The 22851-nt window shown below is 59.5% G+C and carries 23 protein-coding genes; 10 read left to right on the plus strand and 13 right to left on the minus strand.

Annotated features, from left to right (window positions below; translation table 11 throughout):
• Positions 1-111: 111 nt before the first annotated feature.
• The 4 genes from KO492_RS09545 to KO492_RS09560 all read right to left on the minus strand — a co-directional run bounded on the left by KO492_RS09545 (position 112) and on the right by KO492_RS09560 (position 5633).
• Positions 112-753 (minus strand): hypothetical protein, encoded by a 642-nt coding sequence (locus KO492_RS09545; RefSeq protein ID WP_216044747.1) that lies wholly within the window; start codon positions 751-753, stop codon positions 112-114.
• Positions 754-823: 70 nt separating this feature from the next.
• A complete protein-coding gene (locus KO492_RS09550) occupies positions 824-1984 on the minus strand; it encodes a M48 family metallopeptidase (RefSeq protein WP_216044748.1) in 1161 nt (386 codons plus the stop codon).
• Positions 1981-3243: a YjgN family protein gene (locus KO492_RS09555; protein WP_216044749.1), complete on the minus strand. Its 1263-nt coding sequence runs from the start codon at positions 3241-3243 to the stop codon at positions 1981-1983. Before KO492_RS09555 ends, KO492_RS09550 begins: the two co-directional genes overlap by 4 nt.
• Before the next feature lie 29 nt (positions 3244-3272).
• Entirely contained in the window at positions 3273-5633 is a 2361-nt protein-coding gene (locus KO492_RS09560) for a DNA topoisomerase IV subunit A (RefSeq protein WP_066604686.1), read from the minus strand.
• 174 nt (positions 5634-5807) lie between these two features.
• On the opposite strand from KO492_RS09560, the gene KO492_RS09565 reads away from it, so the two are divergent.
• The 6 genes from KO492_RS09565 to KO492_RS09590 all read left to right on the plus strand — a co-directional run bounded on the left by KO492_RS09565 (position 5808) and on the right by KO492_RS09590 (position 10042).
• Positions 5808-6428 carry an SH3 domain-containing protein gene (locus tag KO492_RS09565; protein ID WP_216044750.1) on the plus strand — a complete coding sequence of 207 codons (621 nt, stop codon included), beginning with the start codon at positions 5808-5810 and terminating at the stop codon, positions 6426-6428.
• 82 nt (positions 6429-6510) lie between these two features.
• Entirely contained in the window at positions 6511-7344 is an 834-nt protein-coding gene (locus tag KO492_RS09570; RefSeq protein ID WP_216044751.1) for an SDR family oxidoreductase, read from the plus strand.
• A 75-nt stretch (positions 7345-7419) separates the two neighbouring features.
• The gene (locus KO492_RS09575) at positions 7420-7623 is read left to right on the plus strand and encodes a twin transmembrane helix small protein (RefSeq protein ID WP_216044752.1); all 204 of its coding nucleotides are present in this window, start codon (positions 7420-7422) and stop codon (positions 7621-7623) included.
• 1 nt (position 7624) lies between these two features.
• A complete protein-coding gene (locus KO492_RS09580) occupies positions 7625-8203 on the plus strand; it encodes a cob(I)yrinic acid a,c-diamide adenosyltransferase (protein ID WP_066604671.1) in 579 nt (192 codons plus the stop codon).
• A gap of 166 nt (positions 8204-8369) precedes the next feature.
• Positions 8370-9122, plus strand: a complete 753-nt coding sequence (locus tag KO492_RS09585; protein WP_216044753.1) for an electron transfer flavoprotein subunit beta/FixA family protein — start codon at positions 8370-8372, stop codon at positions 9120-9122.
• Entirely contained in the window at positions 9122-10042 is a 921-nt protein-coding gene (locus KO492_RS09590; protein WP_216044754.1) for an electron transfer flavoprotein subunit alpha/FixB family protein, read from the plus strand. Before KO492_RS09585 ends, KO492_RS09590 begins: the two co-directional genes overlap by 1 nt.
• A 58-nt stretch (positions 10043-10100) precedes the next feature.
• Here KO492_RS09590 and KO492_RS09595 read toward each other — a convergent pair whose 3' ends face one another.
• Positions 10101-10928, minus strand: coding sequence for a DUF6473 family protein (locus KO492_RS09595; protein ID WP_216044755.1), 828 nt, complete (start codon positions 10926-10928; stop codon positions 10101-10103).
• A 292-nt stretch (positions 10929-11220) separates the two neighbouring features.
• Here KO492_RS09595 and KO492_RS09600 point away from each other — a divergent pair, with 292 nt between their 5' ends.
• Positions 11221-12096 (plus strand): 3-hydroxybutyryl-CoA dehydrogenase, encoded by an 876-nt coding sequence (locus KO492_RS09600; protein WP_216044756.1) that lies wholly within the window; start codon positions 11221-11223, stop codon positions 12094-12096.
• A 155-nt stretch (positions 12097-12251) separates the two neighbouring features.
• On the opposite strand, the gene KO492_RS09605 is transcribed toward KO492_RS09600, so the two are convergent.
• The 7 genes from KO492_RS09605 to KO492_RS09635 are packed head-to-tail and all read right to left on the minus strand — an operon-like array spanning position 12252 to position 17675.
• The gene (locus tag KO492_RS09605; RefSeq protein WP_303578332.1) at positions 12252-13166 is read right to left on the minus strand and encodes a lysophospholipid acyltransferase family protein; all 915 of its coding nucleotides are present in this window, start codon (positions 13164-13166) and stop codon (positions 12252-12254) included.
• A gap of 1 nt (position 13167) precedes the next feature.
• Positions 13168-13443 carry an HPr family phosphocarrier protein gene (locus KO492_RS09610; protein WP_066604660.1) on the minus strand — a complete coding sequence of 92 codons (276 nt, stop codon included), beginning with the start codon at positions 13441-13443 and terminating at the stop codon, positions 13168-13170.
• Between the two features lie 33 nt (positions 13444-13476).
• Complete coding sequence (locus tag KO492_RS09615) at positions 13477-13869, minus strand: PTS sugar transporter subunit IIA (protein ID WP_216044757.1); 393 nt, start codon at positions 13867-13869, stop codon at positions 13477-13479.
• Between the two features lie 14 nt (positions 13870-13883).
• A complete protein-coding gene (gene rapZ, locus KO492_RS09620) occupies positions 13884-14765 on the minus strand; it encodes an RNase adapter RapZ (RefSeq protein WP_417275087.1) in 882 nt (293 codons plus the stop codon).
• Between the two features lie 20 nt (positions 14766-14785).
• Complete coding sequence (locus tag KO492_RS09625; protein WP_216044759.1) at positions 14786-15253, minus strand: HPr kinase/phosphorylase; 468 nt, start codon at positions 15251-15253, stop codon at positions 14786-14788.
• Positions 15250-16974, minus strand: coding sequence for a sensor histidine kinase (locus KO492_RS09630; protein WP_216044760.1), 1725 nt, complete (start codon positions 16972-16974; stop codon positions 15250-15252). The genes KO492_RS09625 and KO492_RS09630 overlap by 4 nt, the downstream gene beginning before the upstream one ends.
• The gene (locus tag KO492_RS09635; protein WP_216044761.1) at positions 16974-17675 is read right to left on the minus strand and encodes a response regulator transcription factor; all 702 of its coding nucleotides are present in this window, start codon (positions 17673-17675) and stop codon (positions 16974-16976) included. The genes KO492_RS09630 and KO492_RS09635 overlap by 1 nt, the downstream gene beginning before the upstream one ends.
• A gap of 379 nt (positions 17676-18054) precedes the next feature.
• On the opposite strand from KO492_RS09635, the gene KO492_RS09640 reads away from it, so the two are divergent.
• Both KO492_RS09640 and KO492_RS09645 read left to right on the plus strand, forming a co-directional pair.
• On the plus strand, positions 18055-19653 hold the full coding sequence (locus tag KO492_RS09640; RefSeq protein ID WP_216044762.1) for a phosphoenolpyruvate carboxykinase: 1599 nt from the start codon (positions 18055-18057) through the stop codon (positions 19651-19653).
• A gap of 102 nt (positions 19654-19755) precedes the next feature.
• Positions 19756-20094 carry a c-type cytochrome gene (locus tag KO492_RS09645; protein WP_216044763.1) on the plus strand — a complete coding sequence of 113 codons (339 nt, stop codon included), beginning with the start codon at positions 19756-19758 and terminating at the stop codon, positions 20092-20094.
• On the opposite strand, the gene KO492_RS09650 is transcribed toward KO492_RS09645, so the two are convergent.
• Positions 20086-20859, minus strand: coding sequence for a sulfite exporter TauE/SafE family protein (locus tag KO492_RS09650; RefSeq protein ID WP_216044764.1), 774 nt, complete (start codon positions 20857-20859; stop codon positions 20086-20088). The genes KO492_RS09645 and KO492_RS09650 overlap by 9 nt on opposite strands.
• 304 nt (positions 20860-21163) lie before the next feature.
• On the opposite strand from KO492_RS09650, the gene KO492_RS09655 reads away from it, so the two are divergent.
• Positions 21164-22837, plus strand: coding sequence for an acyl-CoA dehydrogenase family protein (locus tag KO492_RS09655; protein WP_216044765.1), 1674 nt, complete (start codon positions 21164-21166; stop codon positions 22835-22837).
• Positions 22838-22851: the final 14 nt, after the last annotated feature.

The raw sequence follows: 22851 nt of genomic DNA on the forward strand, positions 1-22851 counted from the left end.
TCAAACTTTTCCTTAGCCATATTGCGGCGCCTCTTGGATTGAAGGGGCCTGAACACGGCCCGAAATTAACATCGCGGGCTAGTTATTGACTCTGAGCAGGAAAATCAAGCGTCAGTTGCTAATTGTCGGTTGTTCTACCGCCTCAGGGGCCAGAACTTCGAGTGCGGCTTTCGCCTCTTCGGCATCCGAACTTTCCGGCGCAATCGGCTCAACCCCGAACCATTGGCCGTTTTCCAGCAACCAGCGCTCCACTTTCAGAGCCGCGTTGCGTGTCAGAATGTCAAGCTGTTCTTCCCGCGAGCGAGTCAGGCCGGAGCCGACCAATGTATGGCCGTTCAGGCTCTCGAACACGGTCAGAAGCTTCGGTTTTTCCGTCAGCTTCACGCCTTTCGAATCGTCCCAGATGTTGACCGTCAGGACCAGAACGGACTTTGGCGTGAACAGCACCGGAATACCGGGCGCGGCCAAACCGTAGGCGTCCACCTTGATTCCGATGTGATAGAGCTTGTCCCCATCATAGCGTCCGAAACGGGCCTGCATCGCGGCCTTGAGCGCGGTTTCAAGCTCTTCTTCCGTGGCATTGCGCGAGAACGGTGCCTTCTGTGCATCTGTGGCCACCACCACGTTATGCCCCAAAGCAAAATCACCGAGATCCACCAAGGGCGTGTCTTCAGTAATCTCCTTGGCATCGCTACAGGCCGTCAGAGCCAAAAGAGAAAGACCAAGGAAAACGCGGCGGGTAAATGACAACACTGGGGACTGCTCCTGAATTCTGTGTTCCCAAGAGGTAGCGACAAACGGCCTGCGGTGCAACGTCAGCGGTTCAGTCGCAAATATGGCGCAGCCTGTGCCACTCCAACGCAGAGAGAATTGGCTCGCCCGCGCCATCGAATCCCTCGGCCGCCGCATGGGCCCGCGCCACACGGTCCCCGAGCTGCGGGTGCGAGGCGAGATGCGAGGCAAGCCCCTCTGTATCGCCGTATTGCTCTTTCAACCGCTCGAACAAAGGCGCAAGCGCTCCCGGCGACACACCTGCCTTCGGCAAAAGCGCATGGGCATAGGCATCGGCGGCACTTTCGGCGCCTTGACTGTATTGCGCATTCACCAGTTGGTTCACGCCGAGCAAGACCACAGTGCCGCCTGCGAAATCCCCGAAGACCAGCGACAGCACTCCGAAGGTGCCTACCCCGCGCAAAGCGTGGCGCGTCGGGTCACGGTGGGCGACATGGCCCATCTCATGCGCGATTACGGCAGCGACCTCTTCGGGGGCTTCTGCGGCATCAATCAGCCCCTGCATCACAACGATTCGTCCGCCGGGCAGAGCAAAGGCATTGATCATATCCAGATCAAGCACAGTGAGGCGCATGGCCTGCGCGTCCAGATCGGAGGCGGACAGCAATCTGTCCTGCATCTTTTCAAGTGCTGCCACCCCATGCGCGTCACGGCATTCTTCAATCGGGAACATCTCGTTTTGCGAGAAACTCTCGCGGATGCGCTCATAGGTCTTGTCCCCCAAGGCACGCTCCCCCTCCACCGGCAAACGCGCGGCAAGCTGGTCCGCAATCAGGGGAATCAGGACAAAAACGATCAGCGCCACAGAGGCCACAGCCCCGACGATCAAGCCAGCCAGACGCCGCCGCCCCGTCACCGGCGCACGACGCGTCAGGGAGGGCGCGGAACGCTCGATCTCCGCGAGCAGCTTCGGATCACGCACATAGAGACGCGTGGTCGGGCTCATCACATTGGTCAACACGCCGATCCGCCCGATGTCGCTGCGCAAAGCCCCCTGCCCTTCGACATGGCGCAGATGTGAGAGAGACCAATGCACCGTCACCGTCTCGCCCGCCTCATCCGTGTAACTCAGATCGGCAATCCCCTCGCCGGAATGCAACGTGACATAGGCGTCGTGTCGCTTGGCCGTTTTGCCATCTACAAAATCGCAGCGCACGCCTTTCGGCTTGGGCATCCACGGGCTCATGCTCATATCGCCGCCCCCAGATCAAAGGCCTCGGCCATGCCTTCCGCCTGCCCCGCATGGTCGCGGTCGCGCTGACGGATGTCCGCCAGATGCTCGCCGCCTGTCAGGGACAAGGTTTGCGCATAATGCCGCCATGTCGGGAACAGCACGAAGGTTTGCCGGAACACAGCAAAGAACAACAGCGTGGTCATGTAGAGAAACAGCCCGAAAGCCAGAGACACGCCCGCCGAAGGCATGCCCTCTTCGCTGATCCCCGTGCCCTCTGTCACAGCACCCGAGGCAAAAACGCCAAGGTCCGCCAGCCCCGGATAGATCACAACCAAGACCGCAGACGCCGCTGCACCGACCACAAAAGTGGCAATGGCCGTGCAGATGTTGGTCAGCGTATAGCCCGCAATATTGATCCAGAGCACACGCGGAAACGAAAGCCGCGAGATCAGCCCGACCCCGCCTGCGGTCTTGTGATTGGCAAGATAGCGCAGCGCAACGACCCGATACCGCAGGTAGAGAAAAACGCCGAGCAACAGCAATACAGGCACAAAGGCCAAGGATTGCAGTTGCTCCGAAGGACTGAAAAAGTCACTGTCTGCCGCCTGCGGGCTGGCCTCAAGAAACGCCACACGTCCGATGAGCCCCAAGCCCAGCCAAATGCAGACAAGTGTTGGCAGGAAGGATTTCGCCAGCCCCCACCATCGTCCGCCCTGATGCAGCCGTTGATCCCCGAAAAACGTCCGGTCCGTGCGGAATTTCTCCAGCTTGAAGGTCATGCGCGGCCAGAGAAATCCCAGCGTCAGCACGGTCAAAAGCAAATGCCCCATCGCATGAAGCGTATATTTGCCCGCCGCAGGCTCCAGCCCGAACCGGATCCCCCGCCACCGCGTGCGGGCATAGACATAGCGTTTGGCCCGATAGGAGGCGAAATAGATCAGCGGCACGGCAATCAGCGCGGCAACGAGATAGGCTTCAAGCTCTCCCTGAAACACCGCGTAGGAGGCGTAGACCAGCACAAGCGCCAGCACGCCAATCAAGAACGCAAGGACGACGAGCGCGATGAGAAACCCTGTGAATTTCTCGATCCCCTTGCCGACATATTCCAGAGGCGTTCCGTCAGGTCGCACAGCAGACCAGAAATGCCGCCGGAGCCGCGTTTTCATCCAGAACCGGTAAAATCCGAGCGTGACGACGGACAGCATCGCGGTCCAAAGCGAAAGCCGCAGGGTGGAACCCACGCGGCCTTCGAACTCGGTTTTCAGTAATTGTGTCACAGCATGCCCCCCGACATACGCCGTCAGGATCAGCTGAACTTGTTGTCCCTCGGGAACCCGTGCGGCGGCTGTTTGCCCACGCCTGCGCGTTTGCCGAGCCATTGCGTGAGGTCTTTCTCCGTGCGTGTGTTGCCACCGCCCATGGTCCAGCTCAGCCCCTCGTCCCACATGAATGTGGTCAGATCGGACAGGCCGCCATCAAGCTCCAGCATCCCTTGCGCACCTCGGGCCTGATTGTATTTCTGCAACCGAACCCCCTTGCCGCGCCCGAGCTCCGGCACATCGGCCAGCGGGAAGACGAGGAACCGGCGGTTCTGCGAGATCACCGCCACATGGTCGCCTTTGATGCGATGCACGATCACGGCCTTTTCGTCGCCTTTGACGTTGAGCACCTGTTTGCCGTTGCGGGTCTGGGCAACCACGTCTTTTTCCGCGATCTGGAACCCGTTACCCGCGTTCGACGCGACAAGCAGCTTGCCTTCGGGATCATGTTTGAAGATGTCGACGATCTCCACCTCATTGGGCAGATCAACCATCAGGCGCACCGGTTCTCCCATGCCGCGTCCACCGGGCAGGGTCGCCGCCGAGAGCGTATAGAACCGGCCGGCAGAGCCCATGATGATCAAACGGTCCGTCGTCTCCGCGTGGAAGATAAAGCGCGGACCATCACCGTCCTTGAACTTCAACTCGCGGTTCAGATCGATATGACCGGACATGGCCCGAATCCAGCCCATCTGCGAACAGACCACTGTGATCGGCTCGCGCTCGATCATGGCTTCCAACGGCACATCCTCGACCTCTGTGGCTTCGGCAAATTGCGTCAGCCGTGCCCCGCGCGGACCGTAATCCTTGCCGAATTTCTTCTTGGTCTCTTTGAGTTCCTCGGAAATGTGCAGCCATTGCCTGTCCTCGGACTCCAGCAAGGCAACAAGCCCCGCCTTTTCCGCCAGCAAGGCATCGCGCTCTTTGACCAGTTCGATCTCTTCCAGACGCCGCAAGCTGCGCAGGCGCATGTTGAGAATGGCTTCGGCCTGCACCTCGGTCAGTTCACCCTGACCTTCCGGTGCGGGCAGCGGGCTGACGTAATCCTTTTCCGTCATGGCGCGCGGGAAATCGCGGCCCCAGACCTCGGCCATCAAGGCGGCTTTCGGGTCGTCGTCATAACGGATGATGTCGATCACACGGTCGAGGTTCAAAAAGGCAATGATGAAGCCTTCGAGCACCTCAAGGCGATGGTCGATCTTTTCCAGCCGGTGTTGCGAACGGCGTTGCAACACGATGCGGCGGTGATCCAGCCAAGCCCGCAGCACTTCTTTGAGCGAACAGACTTTCGGCGTCCGTCCGTCGATCAACACGTTCATGTTGAGCGAGAACCGCGTCTCAAGATCCGAGTTGCGGAACAGCGTGTTCATCAACACATCCGGATCGACATTCTTGGATTTCGGCTCCAGAATCACGCGGATGTCTTCGGCGCTCTCGTCGCGCACATCGGCGAGAATCGGCACTTTCTTGGTCTGGATGACTTCCGCAAGTTTCTCGATCAGCTTCGACTTCTGAACCTGATAGGGAATTTCCGTGACCACAATCTGCCACTGGCCACGCCCCAGATCCTCGACCTCCCATTTCGCCCGCAGACGGAAAGACCCGCGCCCTGTCGCATAGGTCTTGGCCATGCTCTCGCGTGGCTCGACAATGATCCCGCCCGTCGGAAAGTCCGGCCCTTTGACATAATTCAAAAGCGTCTCGTCGCGCACATCCGGCGTCTTGATCATATGCAGCGAGGCGTCGATCAGTTCGGAGATGTTATGCGGCGGGATATTCGTCGCCATGCCGACCGCAATCCCCGAAGACCCGTTGGCCAGCAGGTTCGGAAAGGCCGCCGGCAGCACTTCCGGCTCACGCAGCGTGCCATCGTAGTTGTCGCGATAATCGACCGCATCCTCGTTGAGACCTTCGAGCAAGGCCTCGGCGGCAATGGTCATCCGCGCTTCGGTGTAACGCGATGCCGCAGGGTTGTCGCCGTCGATATTGCCGAAGTTCCCCTGCCCGTCCACAAGCGGATAGCGAACGTTGAAATCCTGCGCCAGACGCGCCATCGCATCATAAATCGCCGCATCGCCGTGCGGGTGATAGTTCCCCATCACATCGCCGGAGATTTTTGCGGATTTGCGGAAGCCTCCCGTGGGAGACAGGCGCAACTCACGCATGGCATAGAGAATACGCCGGTGCACGGGTTTCAGACCATCACGCGCGTCAGGCAAGGCGCGGTGCATGATCGTCGAAAGCGCATATTGCAAATAGCGCTCGCCAATGGCGCGGCGCAACGGTTCGAAGGTCTCACCCTGCGGTGCGCCTTCTTTTTCAGAATCTTGGGTCAAATCACTGCTCATGGCCAAGATGAATAGCCGCCCATCTTCGCTCCGGCAAGCGGATGTCGCATCTTGTCCACAGGCACGGCACAGGCCCGCAGGATCAGGGGGTGGAAATTTTACTGAACTTTCCCCGCATTATTCGGGCGAATCGTCTAGTATACGAGTGTGTAACGGTAATTCGGGGGTGTGTTTATGCTACGTCTTTTGGCGATGACTGCGTTTGGCCTATGGGCTTCATTGATGGTGTTCGGACGGGATCTCTCTCCCGAGGAACAGGCTGCGCTTGAGATGCGCCGCGCAGAGAAAGTGTCCGTCTTCGCTCAACTCTCCGACACCTTGTCCGAAAGTTTCGGTTCAGGGGCGAAACGTCAGGGCGCCTATGTCCCGACGCTGGCCGAGGCGCAAACAGCGCGCAGCGTGTCTACACCCACGCCCCACGCGCATGACACGGCCCGTATTCACCTTGCCAGCACACAGCCGGAAGAGGTCGATCTGACCGGTATCACCCGCGTCTCGCATCCGGAGAAAATGGCCGCCATTCTCTCGGCCACACCCACCGCACCGGCCCCCTCCGCGCCCAACTCCGGCACGGCAGACCCCGCTTCCGGGATGGTTCTGCGCGAAGTCACGGCCTCGCGCGTCAATGTCCGCTCGGGCCCTTCCACCGCAAATCCGGTGCTTGGCCAGCTTGTCCGTTCGGAGATTGTCCGCGTCATCTCTCCCGAGGAAAACGGCTGGGTCAAAATTCTGGTCGAAGGCGCAGGAGTCGAAGGCTACATGGCCGCCGAGTTTCTGGCTGATCTGACACACTGAGTTCCCTCTCATGAAAAGGTGGATTCCCTCGCCGCCTGTCATGAGCTAAGCCTTTCCCGTCTCTTTCGGGAAAGGCTTTTGTATGCGCTCCATTCTCATCACTGGCTGTTCTTCGGGCATCGGGTATCACGCCGCGCATTTCCTGAAGGCGCGTGGTTGGCGTGTCCTCGCAACGTGCCGGCAGGAGCAAGATGCCCAACGTCTCCAAAGCGAAGGACTGGAAAGTTTCCGCCTCGACTACGAAGACCCCGCTTCGATCGAAACCGGCTTTCATGAGGCCATGTCGCGCACCGATGGCACGCTGGACGCGCTTTTCAACAACGGCGCCTATGCCATTCCTGCGGCGGTCGAAGACCTCCCCGTCGATGCGCTGCGCCAGAATTTCGAAGCCAATTTCTTTGGCTGGCATGATCTGACACGACGGGTCATTCCGGTGATGCGCAAACAAGGGCATGGGCGCATTGTGCAATGCTCCTCGGTCCTCGGCATCATGGCAATGCCGTGGCGCGGCAGCTACAACTCGACGAAATTCGCGCTCGAAGGGCTCACCGACACGCTGCGTCTCGAAATGCGCGGCACGGGGATACATGTCTCCATGATCGAACCCGGCCCGATTGGCACGGCCTTTCGCCTCAATGCGCGCAAACAATTCGACAAATGGATCGACTGGGAAGCCTCCGCACGCGCGGAACAATACCGCACCAAACTCGTGCCGCGCCTCTACAAAGCCGCCGGCACCTCGGAACCGGACGCCTTCGAGCTTGGTCCCGAAGCGGTCAGCCGCAAGCTCCTGCGCGCCTTGGAAAGCCCCCGCCCACGGGCGCATTACTACGTCACCACCCCCACCTATATCGCGGGGCTGTCCCGCCGGTTCCTGCCGCAACGGTTGATCGACCGGATGATGGCAAAACTCTAGGACACGCGAAAGGCAACTTGGGCCAGCGCCCGAAACGCGCTATGTCTGGTCTACCTTTCGCTCAAGGAGCTGCATATGTCCGATCCGTTTATCTATGTCATTGGCGCCGCCTGCCTGCTCGTTCTCGTCATCCTCGCCCTTGGCATCGGCCAGTTCGGACGCGGGGGCATCGAGGGGGCGAAACGGTCAAACAAACTCATGCAGGCCCGTATTCTCGCCCAGTTGGGGGCGGTGATCCTCGTGGTGATTTTCGTGGCCCTGCGCAAATCGGGGAACTGACATGGTTGTTCTGAACAAAATCTACACCCGCACCGGTGACACCGGCGAAACCGCGCTCTCCGATATGTCGCGCACCGCCAAATATGCCACACGGGTCGCGGCCTATGGCACGGTAGACGAGGTGAATGCCACCTTGGGTCTCGCCCGACTTCATGCCGAGGGCGATGTGGACGCAGCCCTGTCTCGCATTCAGAACGATCTCTTCGATCTCGGGGCCGATCTGTCGCGGCCCAACATGGATAAAGACGACGAGGCGGGCTATCCGGTCTTGCGTGCCGTGCCTGCGCAGGTCGAGCGGCTGGAGAGCGAAATCGACGCCATGACCGCTGTGCTGGAACCGCTCAAAAGCTTTATCCTGCCCGCCGGAACACCGCTCGCCGCCCAGCTTCATATGAGCCGCACTGTCGCCCGCCGCGCCGAACGTCTTGCCGTGCAGTTAAATGCCGAAGAAGACGGCGACGTGAACCCCGTGGCGATCAAATATCTCAACCGCCTGTCAGACTGGCTTTTCTGTGCGGCACGCATGGCCAATGACGCGGGCAAAGCCGATGTGCTCTGGGTGCCGGGCGCAAATCGATAGGCCGGACCAACCCGTGACGCTACGGCGCAAATGAGACAGGACGCGACGTTTCGCTCCTGTCTTTTTGCGTTTGGGGGCTATTTTCTGCGCACGCAAACGGCTAACAACGATGCCGGAGAGCTTTTGTGCCATCCGCGTATGGCAAGACGAAAGGGAGTTTACGCTCATGAAGGTCCTAGTACCTGTTAAGCGCGTGATTGATTACAACGTGAAGGTCAAAGTTAAGGCCGATGGCACGGGTGTTGATCTCGCCAATGTAAAAATGTCGATGAACCCGTTTGACGAGATTTCCGTCGAAGAGGCCATTCGGCTGAAAGAGGCAGGGATTGCCTCCGAGGTTGTCATTGTGTCGATTGGCGAAAAGAAAGCCACGGACACGATCCGCAACGCGCTGGCTATGGGCGCCGATCGCGGTATTCTCGTGACCGAAGATCAGGGCGTGGACCTTGAACCTCTCGCCGTGGCGAAAATTCTCGCCAAAGTGGTTGAAGAGGAAGGCCCCGAACTGGTGATCCTTGGCAAGCAGGCCATCGACAACGACATGAACGCGACGGGCCAGATGCTGGCCGCGCTTCTGGGTTGGGGGCAGGCGACCTTTGCCTCCGAGGTGAAAATTGAAGACGGCAAGGCGGTTGTGACCCGCGAAGTGGACGGCGGGCTTCAGACCATTTCCGTCAATCTTCCGGCCATTGTGACCACCGATCTGCGTCTCAACGAGCCGCGCTATGCCTCGCTGCCGAATATCATGAAGGCCAAGAAAAAGCCTTTGGACGAGAAAACCGCCGCGGATTACGGCGTCGACACCACGCCGCGCCTGACGGTTGTGACCACCGAAGAACCCACAGGCCGACAGGCGGGGATCAAAGTAGGCTCCGTCGACGAGCTGATTGCGAAACTTAAAGAGGGAGGTCTGGTCTGATGGCTGTTCTGCTTCTCGCTGAAGTCGCGGGCGATACGCTCGCTGTTGACGCAACCGCCAAGACGGCCAGCGCTGGTGCCAAGCTGGGCGATGTGACCGTGCTCGTATGTGGTCCCCAAGCCGCAGCCGACGAGGCCGCGAAACTCGACGGTGTGAGCAAGGTCCTGCTCGCTGACGATGCCGCCTATGCCAATGGTCTGGCGGAAAACCTCGCCGATCTGATCGTGTCTCTGGCGGGCGATTATTCCCACATCATCGCGCCTGCGACCACCACTGGCAAAAACATCCTGCCCCGCGTGGCGGCCCTTCTGGACGTGATGGTGATCACCGATGTGACCGAAGTGGTCGACGCCGACACGTTCAAACGTCCGGTCTATGCGGGCAATGCGGTGCAGACCGTGAAATCGACCGACGCGACCAAGGTGATTTCCTTCCGCACCTCGACCTTCGATGCGGCGGGCTCCACCGGTTCGGCAGCTGTCGAATCCGTATCCGGTGCGGGCGACAAGGGGCTCTCTGCCTTTGTCGAGGACAAGGTGGTCGAAAGCGACCGTCCGGAACTCACCTCCGCCAAGATCGTCGTCTCCGGCGGCCGTGGCGTAGGCTCCGAAGAGAACTTCGCCATCATCGAAGCGCTGGCCGACAAACTGGGCGCAGCCGTGGGCGCGTCCCGTGCGGCAGTCGATTCGGGCTTTGCCCCGAACGATCAGCAAGTGGGCCAGACCGGCAAGGTCGTCGCTCCCGAACTCTACATCGCTTGCGGCATCTCCGGTGCGATCCAGCACCTTGCTGGCATGAAGGATTCGAAAGTCATTGTTGCGATCAACAAGGACGAAGAAGCTCCGATCTTCCAAGTCGCCGATTTCGGCCTCGTGGCCGACCTGTTCGACGCGGTGCCGGAACTGACCGGAAAACTCTAAAACCATTGAAAAAAAGCAAAAGGCCCGCCTCGAGCGGGCCTTTTTCGTTTGATGTGCGCTAGACATAGGGCCGAAGCGCCTCTCTGAGCACCCCCGCCGCTCCGGCATGGGCCACAGGCCCCAGCATCTCCCGCGCGGCGGGCGCATCAAGGTCGGAATGAACCATAAGCTCATATCCGGTTGCGATTTCGTCTTTGGTGGCGACCACCTCAACCACATCTTTGACCAAGGGACGCAGGCCCTCGACCATCTCGCGATTGACGAACAGCGGATCACCCGCAATGGCATCACAGGCGGCACCATCATCCGGCGCATGATCCGAGAGCCACAACAGCACAACATCACCGTGCAGCTTTTCCACCATGGTTTCCATCCGCGCACTCCAAGCTCTACGCAACTCCTCGCGCACCGTCGCGAATTTCTTTTGAGAAGCCGCGCCAAGCGTGTGCAGCAGGTGTCGCGTAAAATTAAAATCCGTGAAATCGGTATTGTGATACAACCGCTGTAACTCGTCTGACGCGCGAAGGAAGCGGTCATTGCGACGCGCATGAACGGTATAGAAACGGTTCGAGATATTCTGCGCACCGGGAATTTGCAGCACCGTCACCTCGGCCTTGCGGCAAATGTCGAGTACGGTTTCATCGCTCAAAAACACATCCACCCCGCCGTTCACACAGCCCAGATTCACCCCCGTCACGCCAAGGCTCGTCTCCACCAGAGTCGGGAACGGCATTTCCACGAATTTGCCGTAAGTTTCCGTGCCGCCCAGAAAGGCTACATAGGGCGCATCCAGATCTTTCTGCGGCCCACGAAAGAGAAGTTTCGAATTGCCATACCGGCACGGCGTATAGTTGAGCGCGCCCTCGCCCATGTTTTGATAAGCCATGTGTCCACCCACTGCTTTAATTTTCACCCGAGTGAGAGAGTCGCAGACACAAGTTGCTAAATCGCTAAAACGCCGATTCTAGATAAATTTTAGAGGTTTAGCTGCCTCACAACGTCTCCAAATCACAAGGTTTCCGCGACATTCGGCCCCGTGCAATCAGGCCGGAAACCGCCGCTAGTCCCCTTGGAACGCCGGTTCTTTACGAAAGACTTTCGCCCCCCTGCCTTGCCCCTTGAATACCACGCTTCTAGCTGCGTAAACTCACTGCAAACCGGTCCAGGGAGAATGCGGGATGGAGATCAAAAAAGTCGGAATCGTCGGTGCCGGCCAGATGGGCAACGGGATCGCGCATGTGTTCGCTTTGGCGGGGTATGATGTGGTGGTGAACGACATCTCGCAGGAGGCGCTGGACAAGGCTGTGGCCACGATCACGCGCAACCTCGACCGTCAGGTGTCACGCGAAAAGATCACCGCAGAGAAACGCGACACGGCACTGGCGCGGATCACGACGACATTGCAGCTTGAAGACCTCGGCCAGACCGATCTGGTGATCGAGGCAGCGACCGAGCGTGAGGACGTGAAGAACGCCATTTTCGAGCGCCTCCTGCCGCATCTCAAGCCCGAGACCATCCTGACCTCGAACACCTCGTCGATCTCGATCACGCGGCTGGCCTCGCGCACCGACCGGCCGGAAAAATTCATGGGGTTCCACTTCATGAATCCGGTGCCGGTGATGCAGCTGGTGGAACTGATCCGCGGTATCGCCACCGATGAGGCCACCTATCACACGCTTCTGGAAGTGGTTGAAAACCTTGGCAAAACCGCCGCAAGCGCCGAGGATTTTCCCGCCTTCATCGTCAACCGCATCCTGATGCCGATGATCAACGAAGCCGTCTATACGCTCTACGAAGGCGTCGGCTCCGTGAAGTCCATCGACGAATCGATGAAGCTCGGCGCGAACCATCCGATGGGGCCTCTGGAGCTTGCGGATTTCATCGGGCTCGACACCTGTCTGGCGATCATGAACGTGCTGCACGACGGGCTGGCGGATACGAAATACCGGCCCTGCCCGCTGCTCACAAAATATGTCGAAGCGGGCTGGCTCGGGCGCAAAACCCAGCGCGGATTTTACGACTACCGTGGCGAAACTCCGGTGCCCACGCGCTAAATCCGACAGGCCGGACTCAGGACAAAACAAAGGGGCCGCAAAGGCCCCTTTTTGCTGTCGGATATGCGTCGGATATCTGTCGGACTTTTGTCGGGCAACACATCGACCCCACGAGCAGGCCCGCCGCTCCGCCCAAAGCCGCCCGAACCACACCGTCAGTCGGTGCGACCACCCAAGGCCAGCGTATGCGACCGCATCCAGTCCATGAACTCGCGCGTCTTCGACTGCCACTCCTTGAGATCCTCCGGCGTCAGAGGATCGCCGATGACAGGGGCCTGCGGCTTGTCCATCGCGCGGGCGATTTCATGCAGCAAAAGCCCCTGACGGAAACTCGCGGAAATCTTGTCGGCAATCTGATACAGCCGCGTGTTGCGCCCCGGAAAATAGATCGGCAGAACCGTCGCGCCGGATTTCAGCACCATCTTGGCGGTGAACGGGTTCCACGGCTTTTCCTTGACCGGCCCCCACCACGTCTCGGACGAGGCCACGGCCCCCGCAGGGAACAGGATAATCACCCCGCCCGCCTTGAGAGTCGCCATCGCCTCGTTGCGCATCTTGATCGAGGCGCGATGGCTGTCCGGCTCGTGCGGGAAAGGCACGGGCAACATGAACGGGTCGATCTCGCGGATGCCGGTCAACAGCGAGCGCGTCAGGATTTTATAATCCGTGCGCACCTTGCCGATCAGCTCCGCCATCACCAGACCGTCCACCAGACCGTGCGGGTGGTTGGCCACCACGACAAGCGGCCCTGTTGCGGGAATCTTGGCGATCTGTTCTTCGGGGGTCAGAACGTCGATCCCCATGACTTCGAGCGCCTGACTGAAGAACGGCTGGCCCATCGGGGTGCCCATCCGCTCGAACCGGCGAATACGGCGCAAAAGCGGGAATTTGCCGGTCAGCCACTCGATCGTGCGAATGACCAGAACCTTCTTGGGGTCGGAAAACGTCCCCGCATAGGACAGGCGCCGCCCGTCATACCTTACGAAATCGGGGTCACCGGGTTTGGGCACATTCTGAAAGGCGTCCTCGGGGGCGTCAATCTCCGTCCCATGCTCTTCGGGTTGAGACACCTTACATATCCTCGCCAAATCTGTCCTTGATCAGGGCCTCAATTGCATCTGCCAGCGCATCTGCCTCCGGCCCTGCCGTTGTCACGTCAATAGTCGTTCCTTTGGACGCTGCCAACATCAAAAGACCCATAATGCTGTCACCAGATGTGCTCAGCCCGTCTCTGGAGACTTCTGCCGTGGCGTCAAATTCCTCGACCACTTCCACGAGTTTCGCAGAGGCCCGCGCATGCAGGCCTTTGACGTTTATAATCTCGTGCGTGCGCGTCACTTGCGCCATCTCTCCCACCTCGGCTCTTTATTCTTGTTCTTTTCAACGTCCCTGCACGTCAAAACTGTCGATATATTTTCGTCCGGCATCAAGCGCATTGCCGACGGCTTCCGCAACCGGTTTATGCCGCGACTTCGCCAGTTTGATCAACATCGGCAGGTTCGCGCCGTAAATGATCCGGCGATCATCATGGTGACAGGCCAGAAGCGAGAGATTCGAGGGGCTGCCCCCGAACATATCGGTCACGACAACAACGCCATCGCCACTGTCGACATCGTCGGCGGCCAGACAGATCTCGCGTTGCTTGTCAGAGCGGTTGTGGTCCGGCTCTATGGATATGGCTTCTATGCCGACCTGTTTGCCGACCACATGTTCGACCGCCGCGAGATATTCGCGGGCCAGTCCACCATGGGCGACGATAACAATTCCGATCACGTCAGCTTCCCCGATCAGATGCCGCTTTGGCGGCGTTCAAGTTCCCTATGCCTTATTGACACCGGCCAATTATGTTCTGCAAGGGCTTTGGAAAGAATTTCGGCCAGAGTGACGGATCTGTGTTGTCCGCCAGTGCAGCCGAAGGCGATTGCGAGGTGCTTCTTGCCTTCGTCCTGATAGGCCGGAAGCAAGAGCAGGGTCAGTTCGAGCACTTTCTGGAAGAAAGCGGCAAAGCGCGGGTCGTTTTGCACATAGGCCTGCACACGGCTGTCGGTGCCGTCGAGCGCACGCAGGCTTTCGTCCCAATAGGGATTGGCCAGAAAGCGCACGTCAAAGACCATATCGACGCCGCGTGGCATTCCGCGTTTGTAGGAAAAGCTGTGCACGGAGAGCGCCATGTCGGCCTCGCGCCCTTTGGCGAACCAGCGTTCGATGTCGTCACGCAGGTCATGCGGCGTCATCTCGGAGGTGTCGATCAGGATATCGGCGCGGGCGCGGATCGGGCCCAAGAGGTCGATTTCGCGCGCCACCCCGTCCTGTGCCGTCTCGGCAGGGGCGAGCGGGTGGCGGCGGCGGGTTTCGGAATAGCGGCGGATCAGCACATCGGGCGCGCAGTCGAGGTAGAGCACCTCGGCGTCATGGTTCGGGTCACGGGTGAGATCGTCGATCACTTCGATCACGCCATTGACCGAGAAGTCGCGGTTGCGCACGTCGAGACCCAGCGCCAGAGGGCGGGTCAACCCGCCGCCTTCGAGCAGGCGCGGGAGCAGCGAGATCGGCAGGTTGTCGATCACCTCAAAGCCCAGATCTTCGAGCGTGTTGATCGCGGTGGAGCGCCCTGCCCCCGAAGGGCCGGTCACAAGCACGACGCGATGGCGGCTTTTCGATTGCGGAATGGGCATGTCAGCGGGCGTGCTCACGCGCATCGGCCTCCTTTGAGCCATTGAATGAGGGCCGGAGCGAATTGCGGCCCGTCCACCCTGTAAAACAGGGGAATCGAGACACCGATGAGAGCCTTTTCCCGTCTGAGAGGCAAGCGGTCAGTTTCGACCTGTGACAGATCGACAACGCCGCGCAGGGTGGCGGCGGGCAGAGGCTCTGCACGCAGAAGCCCGACACCGCGGGCCTCGATCATGCCGGAGATGGTGTCCGGCGCTGTGGCGGTGAGGGTTTGAGGCTGCGGGGCGGGGCTAGCATCATGCTGTCCACCACGTCGCAAAATGGTCCGGTCGTCGGAGACCAACACCGCCCCCAGCGCCATAAGTTCGAGCGCAAGGGTCGATTTTCCGCTGCCCGAGGGACCAAGGATCAGCAGGCCCGTGGCATCATCCAGCGCGACGCAGGAGGCATGAAGGGTCAGACCGTCCTGCGGCTGCGCAGTCACACCGGCAGGCCCACGACGAAACGGGCACCGAGCGGTTCGGAGGTGATGTCGGCATCGGTCGGACGGATGTTCTCCGCCCAGATCACGCCGCCATGCGCCTCGACGATCTGTTTCGAAATCGCCAGACCAAGGCCGGAGTTGTTGCCGAATTGGCCGACAGGGCGTTGCGAATAGAAGCGTTTGAAGATTTTTGTCAGCGCCTCTTCGGGGATGCCCGGACCGGTATCCTCGACAACAACCAGCACCCTGTGATCCCGTTTGCGCACCCAGACGCGGATCGCATCTCCATCCTCGCAGAAGGAGATCGCGTTGGTGATCAGGTTCACAAACACCTGCGCCAGCCGCGCTTCGAGACCGGAGACGACAATCGGCTGGTCCGGCATGTCGGAGATGAACTCCACGCCTTTTTGCTGCGCGTCCTGACCGAGATATTCGATCAGGTTGGTCAGCGTCTGGATCAGGTCGAAGTCTTCTTCCTCTTCCTTGACCAGTTCGCTGTCGAGGCGCGAGGCGTTGGAAATGTCGGAAACCAGACGGTCAAGGCGGCGCACGTCATGTTCGATCACATCGAGCAGTTTGTCGCGGTGCTCTTCCTTCTTGACGATCCGCAAAGAGCCGACCGCCGAGCGCAGGGAGGCCAGCGGGTTCTTGATCTCATGGGCCACATCTGCGGCGAATTGCTCGTTCGCGTCGATCCGGTCATAGAGTGCTGCAACCATGCCGCGCAGTGCCGAGGACAGACGCCCGATCTCGTCGGGACGCCCCGACAGGTCGGGGATACGCACACGCCCCGGCGCAACCTTGCGGCTGTTCTTGTCGCGCCCGATTTCTGCTGCGGCGGCTAGATCGGCCAGAGGGTTGGCAATGGTCGAGGCCAGCATGAGGCTCAAACCGATAGAGACCAGAAGGGCGATGATAAAGACCTGAAGGATCTGTTCGCGCTCCACACGCACGAGATCGTCCAGCTCTCCTTCGCCGGAAACCAGCCCGACAACACCGATGATCTCTCCGCTGTCGTCCAGCGTGATCGGGGCCGCGACCGAAAACAGCGTGGAGCCGTGACCGTTCACGCTTGTGTTCACATGGATGCCGTCACCAAGCGCATTGGCGGCAAGGGCGGCAACCTGTTCGCGCACATTTTCGAAATTCTCGCCGCTATTGCCCTTGGAAAAGGTAATGGTGGTCCAGACTTTATTCAGGAAATCCGAAATGACCGTGGAGCGGCCCTCGTGCTGCACACCGGAGACTTTCTCCGGACCGCCGCGGGCCATGCCTTCGGTAGAGGCGATCAGCACCCCGTCCTTGTCATAAATATAGACATTTTCGAGCAGCGGCAGTTCCAGAACATTGGACACGGTCGACATATCGTCGGACTCATTGTCAATCGACAGAACCCCGTCCGCACCCGCCGTTACCGCCAGCATATCGGCGACCAGAGCGGCCTCCGTCACCATTGCCGCCTCACGCTGCATCACCAGACTGTTGCGGAAGGGATTCAGATAGAGAATCCCCGCCACCATGAGAATGATCGCGATAAGGTTGTAGGTGATGATCTTCTGCGCGAGCGGCGAGCGTTTCACCGCAATGAATTTGCGCCGCCTGCGCTTTTCGCGCAACTCGGCATCTGCGGTGCGTGGCGCAACCCAGTCGTCACCGAGCACAACGTCAGCGTTATCGCGGCTGGATTTCTCCGCACGGTCCATGTCGGAAGTCAGGGCCATTATTCCTCGTTATACCTGTATCCGATGCCGTAAAGCGTTTCGATGGCGGAAAAGTCGGAATCCACGGTGCGCATTTTCTTGCGCAGGCGTTTGATATGGCTGTCGATCGTCCGGTCATCCACATAGACCTGATCGTCATAGGCCACATCCATCAACTGGTCGCGCGATTTCACAAAGCCGGGACGCAGGGCAAGCGCCTGCAACAAAAGGAATTCCGTCACGGTGAGCGTGACATCCTTGCCCTTCCACTTCACCGCGTGACGCAGCGGGTCCATTTCCAGTTCCCCGCGCACGAGAACCTTGTTTTCTTCGGTCTCGGCCACCTCGATCCCTTCGAGCGCCTCCTGACGCCGCAAGAGCGCACGGATACGTTCGACCAGAAGCCGCTGGGAAAACGGTTTTTTCACATAGTCATCCGCGCCCATGCGCAGACCCAGAACCTCGTCGATCTCGTCATCTTTCGAGGTGAGGAAAATCACCGGCATATTGGTTTTCTGCCGCACGCGCTGCAACAGGTCCATGCCATCCATGCGCGGCATCTTGATATCGAACACAGCCATATCGGGGAGACGTTTATTGAACGCATCCAGCGCCGACTGGCCGTCGTTATAGGTTTCTACCTCGAACCCCTCTGCCTCAAGGGTCATGGATACGGAGGTCAGGATATTCCGGTCGTCATCTACCAAGGCGATGCGGGACATTGTCGGTTTCCTTCAACTGCTCAACTATTGCATTTTTTTGCCATATTCCGTGTTTCACCGGATCAAATCAAGCGAAACCGCGAATCAAAATGCCTGTCAGAGGTCAGAGAAACAGGAAAAATTCAAGGAATGGCTAATTTGTCTCACTTCGGGGCATTTCACCCGCACCACGGCGATGCGCGACATATTGGCACACATCTGTTTGCGCTATCCCCTAAGTGGTTGCGCTAACTGTTGATCTCGGTCCTATTTACGCGCCGCGCTGGCATGCTATAGCACCCCCATTGGGCGCGTGTGCCGCCCATCCGCGAATGGCCCTTTCGCGGCACAAATTCTATTTCCAGAGACGCCGTCAAGGACACGGCGGAGGAGTTTGCATATGACGACCGGACGCGTGAACCCGGCTTTCACACTTGACGACCAAGGCATCACGGGGCTTGGCAATGTCTATTACAACCTTCTTGAGCCTGCCCTTATCGAAGAGGCGATCAAGCGTGGTGAAGGGGCCCTCGGGAAAGGCGGTTCCTTTCTGGTAAGCACCGGCAAACATACCGGCCGCTCCCCCAAAGACAAATTCGTCGTGCGGACGCCGGATGTGGAAGACACCATCTGGTGGGAAAACAACCAGCCGATGGATCCCGAGAAATTCGATGTGCTCTATGCCGATATGCTTGAGCATATGAAAGGGCGCGATTTCTTTGTCGAGGATCTTTACGGCGGGGCCGACCCAGAGACCCAGATTGACGTGCGCATGATCACCGAGCTGGCATGGCACGGCCTGTTCTGCCGCACGATGCTGCGCCGCCCCGAGATCAAAGCGCTCGACGACTTCACCGCAGATTACACCGTGATCAACTGCCCGTCCTTCAAGGCCGATCCGGAACGTCACGGCTGTCGTTCCGAAACCGTGATCGCGCTGAACTTCGCCAAAAAGCTGATCCTGATCGGCAACACCGAATATGCAGGCGAAAACAAGAAGGGCGTGTTCTCCCTGTTGAACTACATCCTGCCGGGCAAGGGCATCATGGCCATGCACTGTTCCGCCAACCATGCGCCCGACAATCCCGTCGACACGGCGATCTTCTTCGGCCTGTCCGGCACGGGGAAAACCACGCTGTCGGCTGATCCGTCGCGCATCCTGATCGGGGATGACGAGCATGGCTGGTCCGACAAGGGCACGTTCAACTTCGAAGGCGGCTGCTACGCCAAGACCATCAACCTGTCCGAGACTGCGGAACCGGAAATCTACGCGACCACGTCGAAATTCGGCACGGTCGTCGAGAACATGGTCTATGACGAGTTCACCAAAGATCTGGACTTCGAAGACAGCTCGCTGACCGAGAACATGCGCTGCGCCTACCCGCTGCACTACATCTCCAACGCCTCCGAGACGGCGATGGGCGGTCATCCGAAGAACATCATCCTGCTGACCTGTGATGCCTTTGGTGTTCTGCCTCCGATCGCACGTCTGACACCGGCGCAGGCGATGTATCACTTCCTCTCCGGCTTCACCTCGAAGACTCCGGGCACGGAAGTGGGTGTTGTGGAACCGATCCCGACCTTCTCCACCTGTTTCGGCGCACCGTTCATGCCGCGTCGTCCGGAAGCCTATGGCAACCTGCTGCGTGAGAAGATCGCCAAGCATGGTGCGACCTGCTGGCTGGTGAACACCGGCTGGACCGGCGGCGCATTCGGCACCGGTTCGCGTATGCCGATCAAGGCAACGCGCAACCTGCTGCACGCCGCTCTGGAAGGCACGCTGGCAGAGGTCGAATTCCGCAAGGACGAGAACTTCGGCTTTGAAGTGCCGGTCTCCGTGCCGGGTGTGGCCGATGTGCTTCTCGACCCGCGCCGCACATGGGCCGACAAGGATGCCTTCGACGCGCAAGCCGCGAAGCTGGTGTCCATGTTCAAAGAGAACTTCGAACAATACCTGCCCTATATCGACGAAGATGTGAAAGCCGCCGCCATCGGCTAAGCCTTTCTACATCGCGAAAAATTGCGCCCCGGTCCATTTGGATCGGGGCGTTTTCTTTGACCGCGTCATTCAGGTGTCACGACACTCTGTCAGAGTGATCCTATGAAATACGCCGTTGTTTTCGCACTGCTCGCCACCCCGATCCTCGCCCAAGATGTCGATTTCTCCGACCCTGCGCTGATTGCCTTTGGCCAAGAGGTCTACACGGATTTCTGTCTCGCCTGTCATGGCGAAGAAGCCCTCGGCGGCAATGGTCCCGATATTCAAGGGTCGATCCTGAGTGACATCACTCAAGCCATCCGGGGCACGGATCAGATGGAACCCGTGGAGCTTTACAAGGGTGAACCAGAGGCCGTCACGGCCTACCTCATGTCGCTTGCGCCCGAAATAGCCGAGACAAAGTTACGCCTTCAAGCCGCGCGCAAACAGGGCTCAAAATAGCCCGCGCCGGATCAGGTTGACGCCCGCGACCATCAGCACGAACAGCGTCATGCGTTTGAATTTCTTCTGGTCCAGACGGTCCTGCACCCGCTGGCCAAGCATCATCCCCCCCATCGCCGGCACCAAAAGCGCCGCGGAGAGCGGAATGGTCTGGGCATTGAGCACGCCGGAGCGCAAATGCGCCAACATAAGCACCAAAGCGCCCGAGCCAAAAATCACTCCCGTGGCCTTGATCTGGAGTTTCTTTGGCGTATCCACAGCGGTCAGATAGGCCACCGTCAGCGGCCCCCAGATGCCCGCGATGCCGCCGACCAGCCCCGAAACCACACCGAAGCCCAGATCATACGCCCCTCTGTGTTGCGCGGGGATGTGCAAAGCGCGCCCGAACAACAGGTAGCTGACCAGCACCACCACAATGATCCCGAGCGACAGGAACACCACAGATTGCGGCAGAATCACCACCAGTTGCGCCGACAGGGCGATCAACAGCAACAAGGCCCCGATGTAGAGCCTGTATTGCCACGCCGCCTCCACGGCCTCTCGCCCGCCACCACGCAACGCCTGCCAGACATTCGTGACCACAGTGGAAAAGATCAGCCCCGCAAGCGCCAGTTCCGGCGACAAAAATGACCCCAGCCCCGAAATCATGATCATCGGCATGGCAAACCCGATGGCGCCTTTGACGAATCCGGCCAGAAGCGTGATGCAAATGGCGGCGAAAATCTGCGGGAGGGTGAGGAGGGTCAGGATGCTGTCGAATGTCATAGCCCCTGTTAGGACGCGGATTTCCCCGCGTATAGCCCAAAGATCAGGCCAGCATCCGTTCTTGGAGGTGCCAGAGGGCGGTGCTGTTCCGTTGCGACATTTTAGGTCAAAATACATCTTCACGACAAAATATTATTGCGCTGCAACTGCGAAGTAGGTAGACAGTTCCAAGATCAGACGCCTCTCGCCCCCCGCTTGCGTCACACACAGGGTGCGGAAGGCCACGACATCAATATGTTGCGCTATGTGGTCGGAAATCTGTGGCTCGGATTTTCGCGAAGCGCTCGAAGGAGGAGAGAGTCTCATGGCCCTTGATCAACAGGAGAGACCCGTGTCGAACCCCATTTTGCCCGATCTTCTGGCCCTGACCCGTGCGGCCGTGGCCCCTGCCGAGGCCATTCTTGAGCGCGCCCGCGCCGCGCTGCGCTCGGAATTTCTGGAGAACGGCCGCGTTTCCAGCCGCAGGGTCGAGGCCAATCAAACCGCCGCCCACGGGCTTGCATGGCTGGCCACCTATGTGGAAAGCCTGCGCCAGATGCAGAAATGGGCCGAAGCACTTTCTTCCGAAGACAAGTTCGGCGAGATGGAGCAGCTGATCCACCAGATCGCCTTCGGGGAGTATCTGAGCCAGATCTACGGCGGCATCCCGATGAATCAGGGCGAGATTTGCCGGTTGGCCGATCTGGGCCTTGGCCTTGTGCAGCCAAGCCACCCCGAAGTGGTCAAGCTCATGCTCGACGGCAATTCCACCGAGGCACGCACGCGGCTTGTCGCCCTGATGCGGGACAATTCCGGCCATGCGACCTTTGGCGCATCGGGACTGGATGACGAGTTGGAAATGATCCGCGACCAGTTCCGCCGTTTCTCCGATGAGAAAGTCGCTCCCTTTGCCCATGACTGGCACCTCAAAGACGATTTCATCCCGATGGAGATCATCGAGGAACTGGCCGAGCTTGGCGTCTTCGGCCTGACCATTCCCGAAGAATACGGCGGCTTCGGCTTTCCGAAAGCAGCGATGGTCGTGGTCTCCGAAGAACTGTCCCGCGGCTATATCGGCGTCGGCTCTCTGGGCACACGGTCCGAAATTGCCGCCGAACTGATCCTCGGTGGCGGCACGGAAGAGCAAAAGGAACAATGGCTGCCGAAGCTCTCCTCCGCCGAAATCCTGCCCACCGCCGTGTTCACCGAGCCGAACACCGGCTCGGATCTCGGAAGCCTGCGCACCCGCGCGGTGAAAGAGGGCGAAAGCTACACGGTGACCGGCAACAAGACATGGATCACCCATGCCGCGCGCACCCATGTGATGACGCTTCTGGCCCGCACCGATCCCGACACCACGGATTACAAAGGCCTGTCGATGTTTCTGGCCGAGAAAACGCCGGGCACGGATGAAGACCCCTTCCCCACACCCGGCATGACCGGTGGCGAGATCGAGGTCTTGGGCTATCGCGGCATGAAGGAATACGAGCTGGGCTTTGACGGGTTCAAGGTCGATGCCAAGAACCTTCTGGGCGGTGTGGAAGGCCAAGGGTTCAAGCAACTGATGCAGACCTTCGAATCCGCACGCATCCAGACCGCCGCCCGCGCCATCGGTGTGGCGCAGAACGCGCTTGAGGTCGGGATGCAATATGCCGAGGACCGCAAGCAGTTCGGCAAGTCCCTGATCGAATTCCCTCGTGTCTCCGGCAAGCTCGCCATGATGGCGGTCGAGATCATGGTGGCCCGCCAGCTCACCTATTTCTCCGCATGGGAAAAGGACAACGGGCACCGCTGCGACCTTGAAGCAGGCATGGCCAAGCTCTTGGGCGCGCGCGTAGCTTGGGCGGCGGCGGACAATGCGCTGCAAATTCACGGCGGCAACGGCTTTGCGCTTGAGTATCAGATCAGCCGCATCCTCTGTGATGCGCGGATTTTGAACATTTTCGAGGGCGCAGGCGAAATTCAGGCACAGGTCATCGCACGGCGTCTGCTGGCCTGATCTGCCCCGACCGG

The organism is Celeribacter halophilus (assembly GCF_018860305.1).
In the GTDB taxonomy this organism is placed as follows: domain Bacteria; phylum Pseudomonadota; class Alphaproteobacteria; order Rhodobacterales; family Rhodobacteraceae; genus Celeribacter; species Celeribacter halophilus_A.

What these genes read in the sequence shown, in the direction of transcription:
- KO492_RS09550 (WP_216044748.1), bottom strand. Translation starts at nt 1,984, where the DNA reads ATGAGCATGAGCCCGTGGATGCCCAAGCCGAAAGGCGTGCGCTGCGAT.
- KO492_RS09560 (WP_066604686.1), bottom strand. Translation starts at nt 5,633, where the DNA reads ATGAGCAGTGATTTGACCCAAGATTCTGAAAAAGAAGGCGCACCGCAG.
- KO492_RS09565 (WP_216044750.1), top strand. Translation starts at nt 5,808, where the DNA reads ATGCTACGTCTTTTGGCGATGACTGCGTTTGGCCTATGGGCTTCATTG.
- KO492_RS09570 (WP_216044751.1), top strand. Translation starts at nt 6,511, where the DNA reads ATGCGCTCCATTCTCATCACTGGCTGTTCTTCGGGCATCGGGTATCAC.
- KO492_RS09575 (WP_216044752.1), top strand. Translation starts at nt 7,420, where the DNA reads ATGTCCGATCCGTTTATCTATGTCATTGGCGCCGCCTGCCTGCTCGTT.
- KO492_RS09580 (WP_066604671.1), top strand. Translation starts at nt 7,625, where the DNA reads ATGGTTGTTCTGAACAAAATCTACACCCGCACCGGTGACACCGGCGAA.
- KO492_RS09585 (WP_216044753.1), top strand. Translation starts at nt 8,370, where the DNA reads ATGAAGGTCCTAGTACCTGTTAAGCGCGTGATTGATTACAACGTGAAG.
- KO492_RS09590 (WP_216044754.1), top strand. Translation starts at nt 9,122, where the DNA reads ATGGCTGTTCTGCTTCTCGCTGAAGTCGCGGGCGATACGCTCGCTGTT.
- KO492_RS09595 (WP_216044755.1), bottom strand. Translation starts at nt 10,928, where the DNA reads ATGGCTTATCAAAACATGGGCGAGGGCGCGCTCAACTATACGCCGTGC.
- KO492_RS09600 (WP_216044756.1), top strand. Translation starts at nt 11,221, where the DNA reads ATGGAGATCAAAAAAGTCGGAATCGTCGGTGCCGGCCAGATGGGCAAC.
- KO492_RS09610 (WP_066604660.1), bottom strand. Translation starts at nt 13,443, where the DNA reads ATGGCGCAAGTGACGCGCACGCACGAGATTATAAACGTCAAAGGCCTG.
- KO492_RS09630 (WP_216044760.1), bottom strand. Translation starts at nt 16,974, where the DNA reads ATGGCCCTGACTTCCGACATGGACCGTGCGGAGAAATCCAGCCGCGAT.
- KO492_RS09635 (WP_216044761.1), bottom strand. Translation starts at nt 17,675, where the DNA reads ATGTCCCGCATCGCCTTGGTAGATGACGACCGGAATATCCTGACCTCC.
- KO492_RS09640 (WP_216044762.1), top strand. Translation starts at nt 18,055, where the DNA reads ATGACGACCGGACGCGTGAACCCGGCTTTCACACTTGACGACCAAGGC.
- KO492_RS09645 (WP_216044763.1), top strand. Translation starts at nt 19,756, where the DNA reads ATGAAATACGCCGTTGTTTTCGCACTGCTCGCCACCCCGATCCTCGCC.
- KO492_RS09650 (WP_216044764.1), bottom strand. Translation starts at nt 20,859, where the DNA reads ATGACATTCGACAGCATCCTGACCCTCCTCACCCTCCCGCAGATTTTC.
- KO492_RS09655 (WP_216044765.1), top strand. Translation starts at nt 21,164, where the DNA reads ATGGCCCTTGATCAACAGGAGAGACCCGTGTCGAACCCCATTTTGCCC.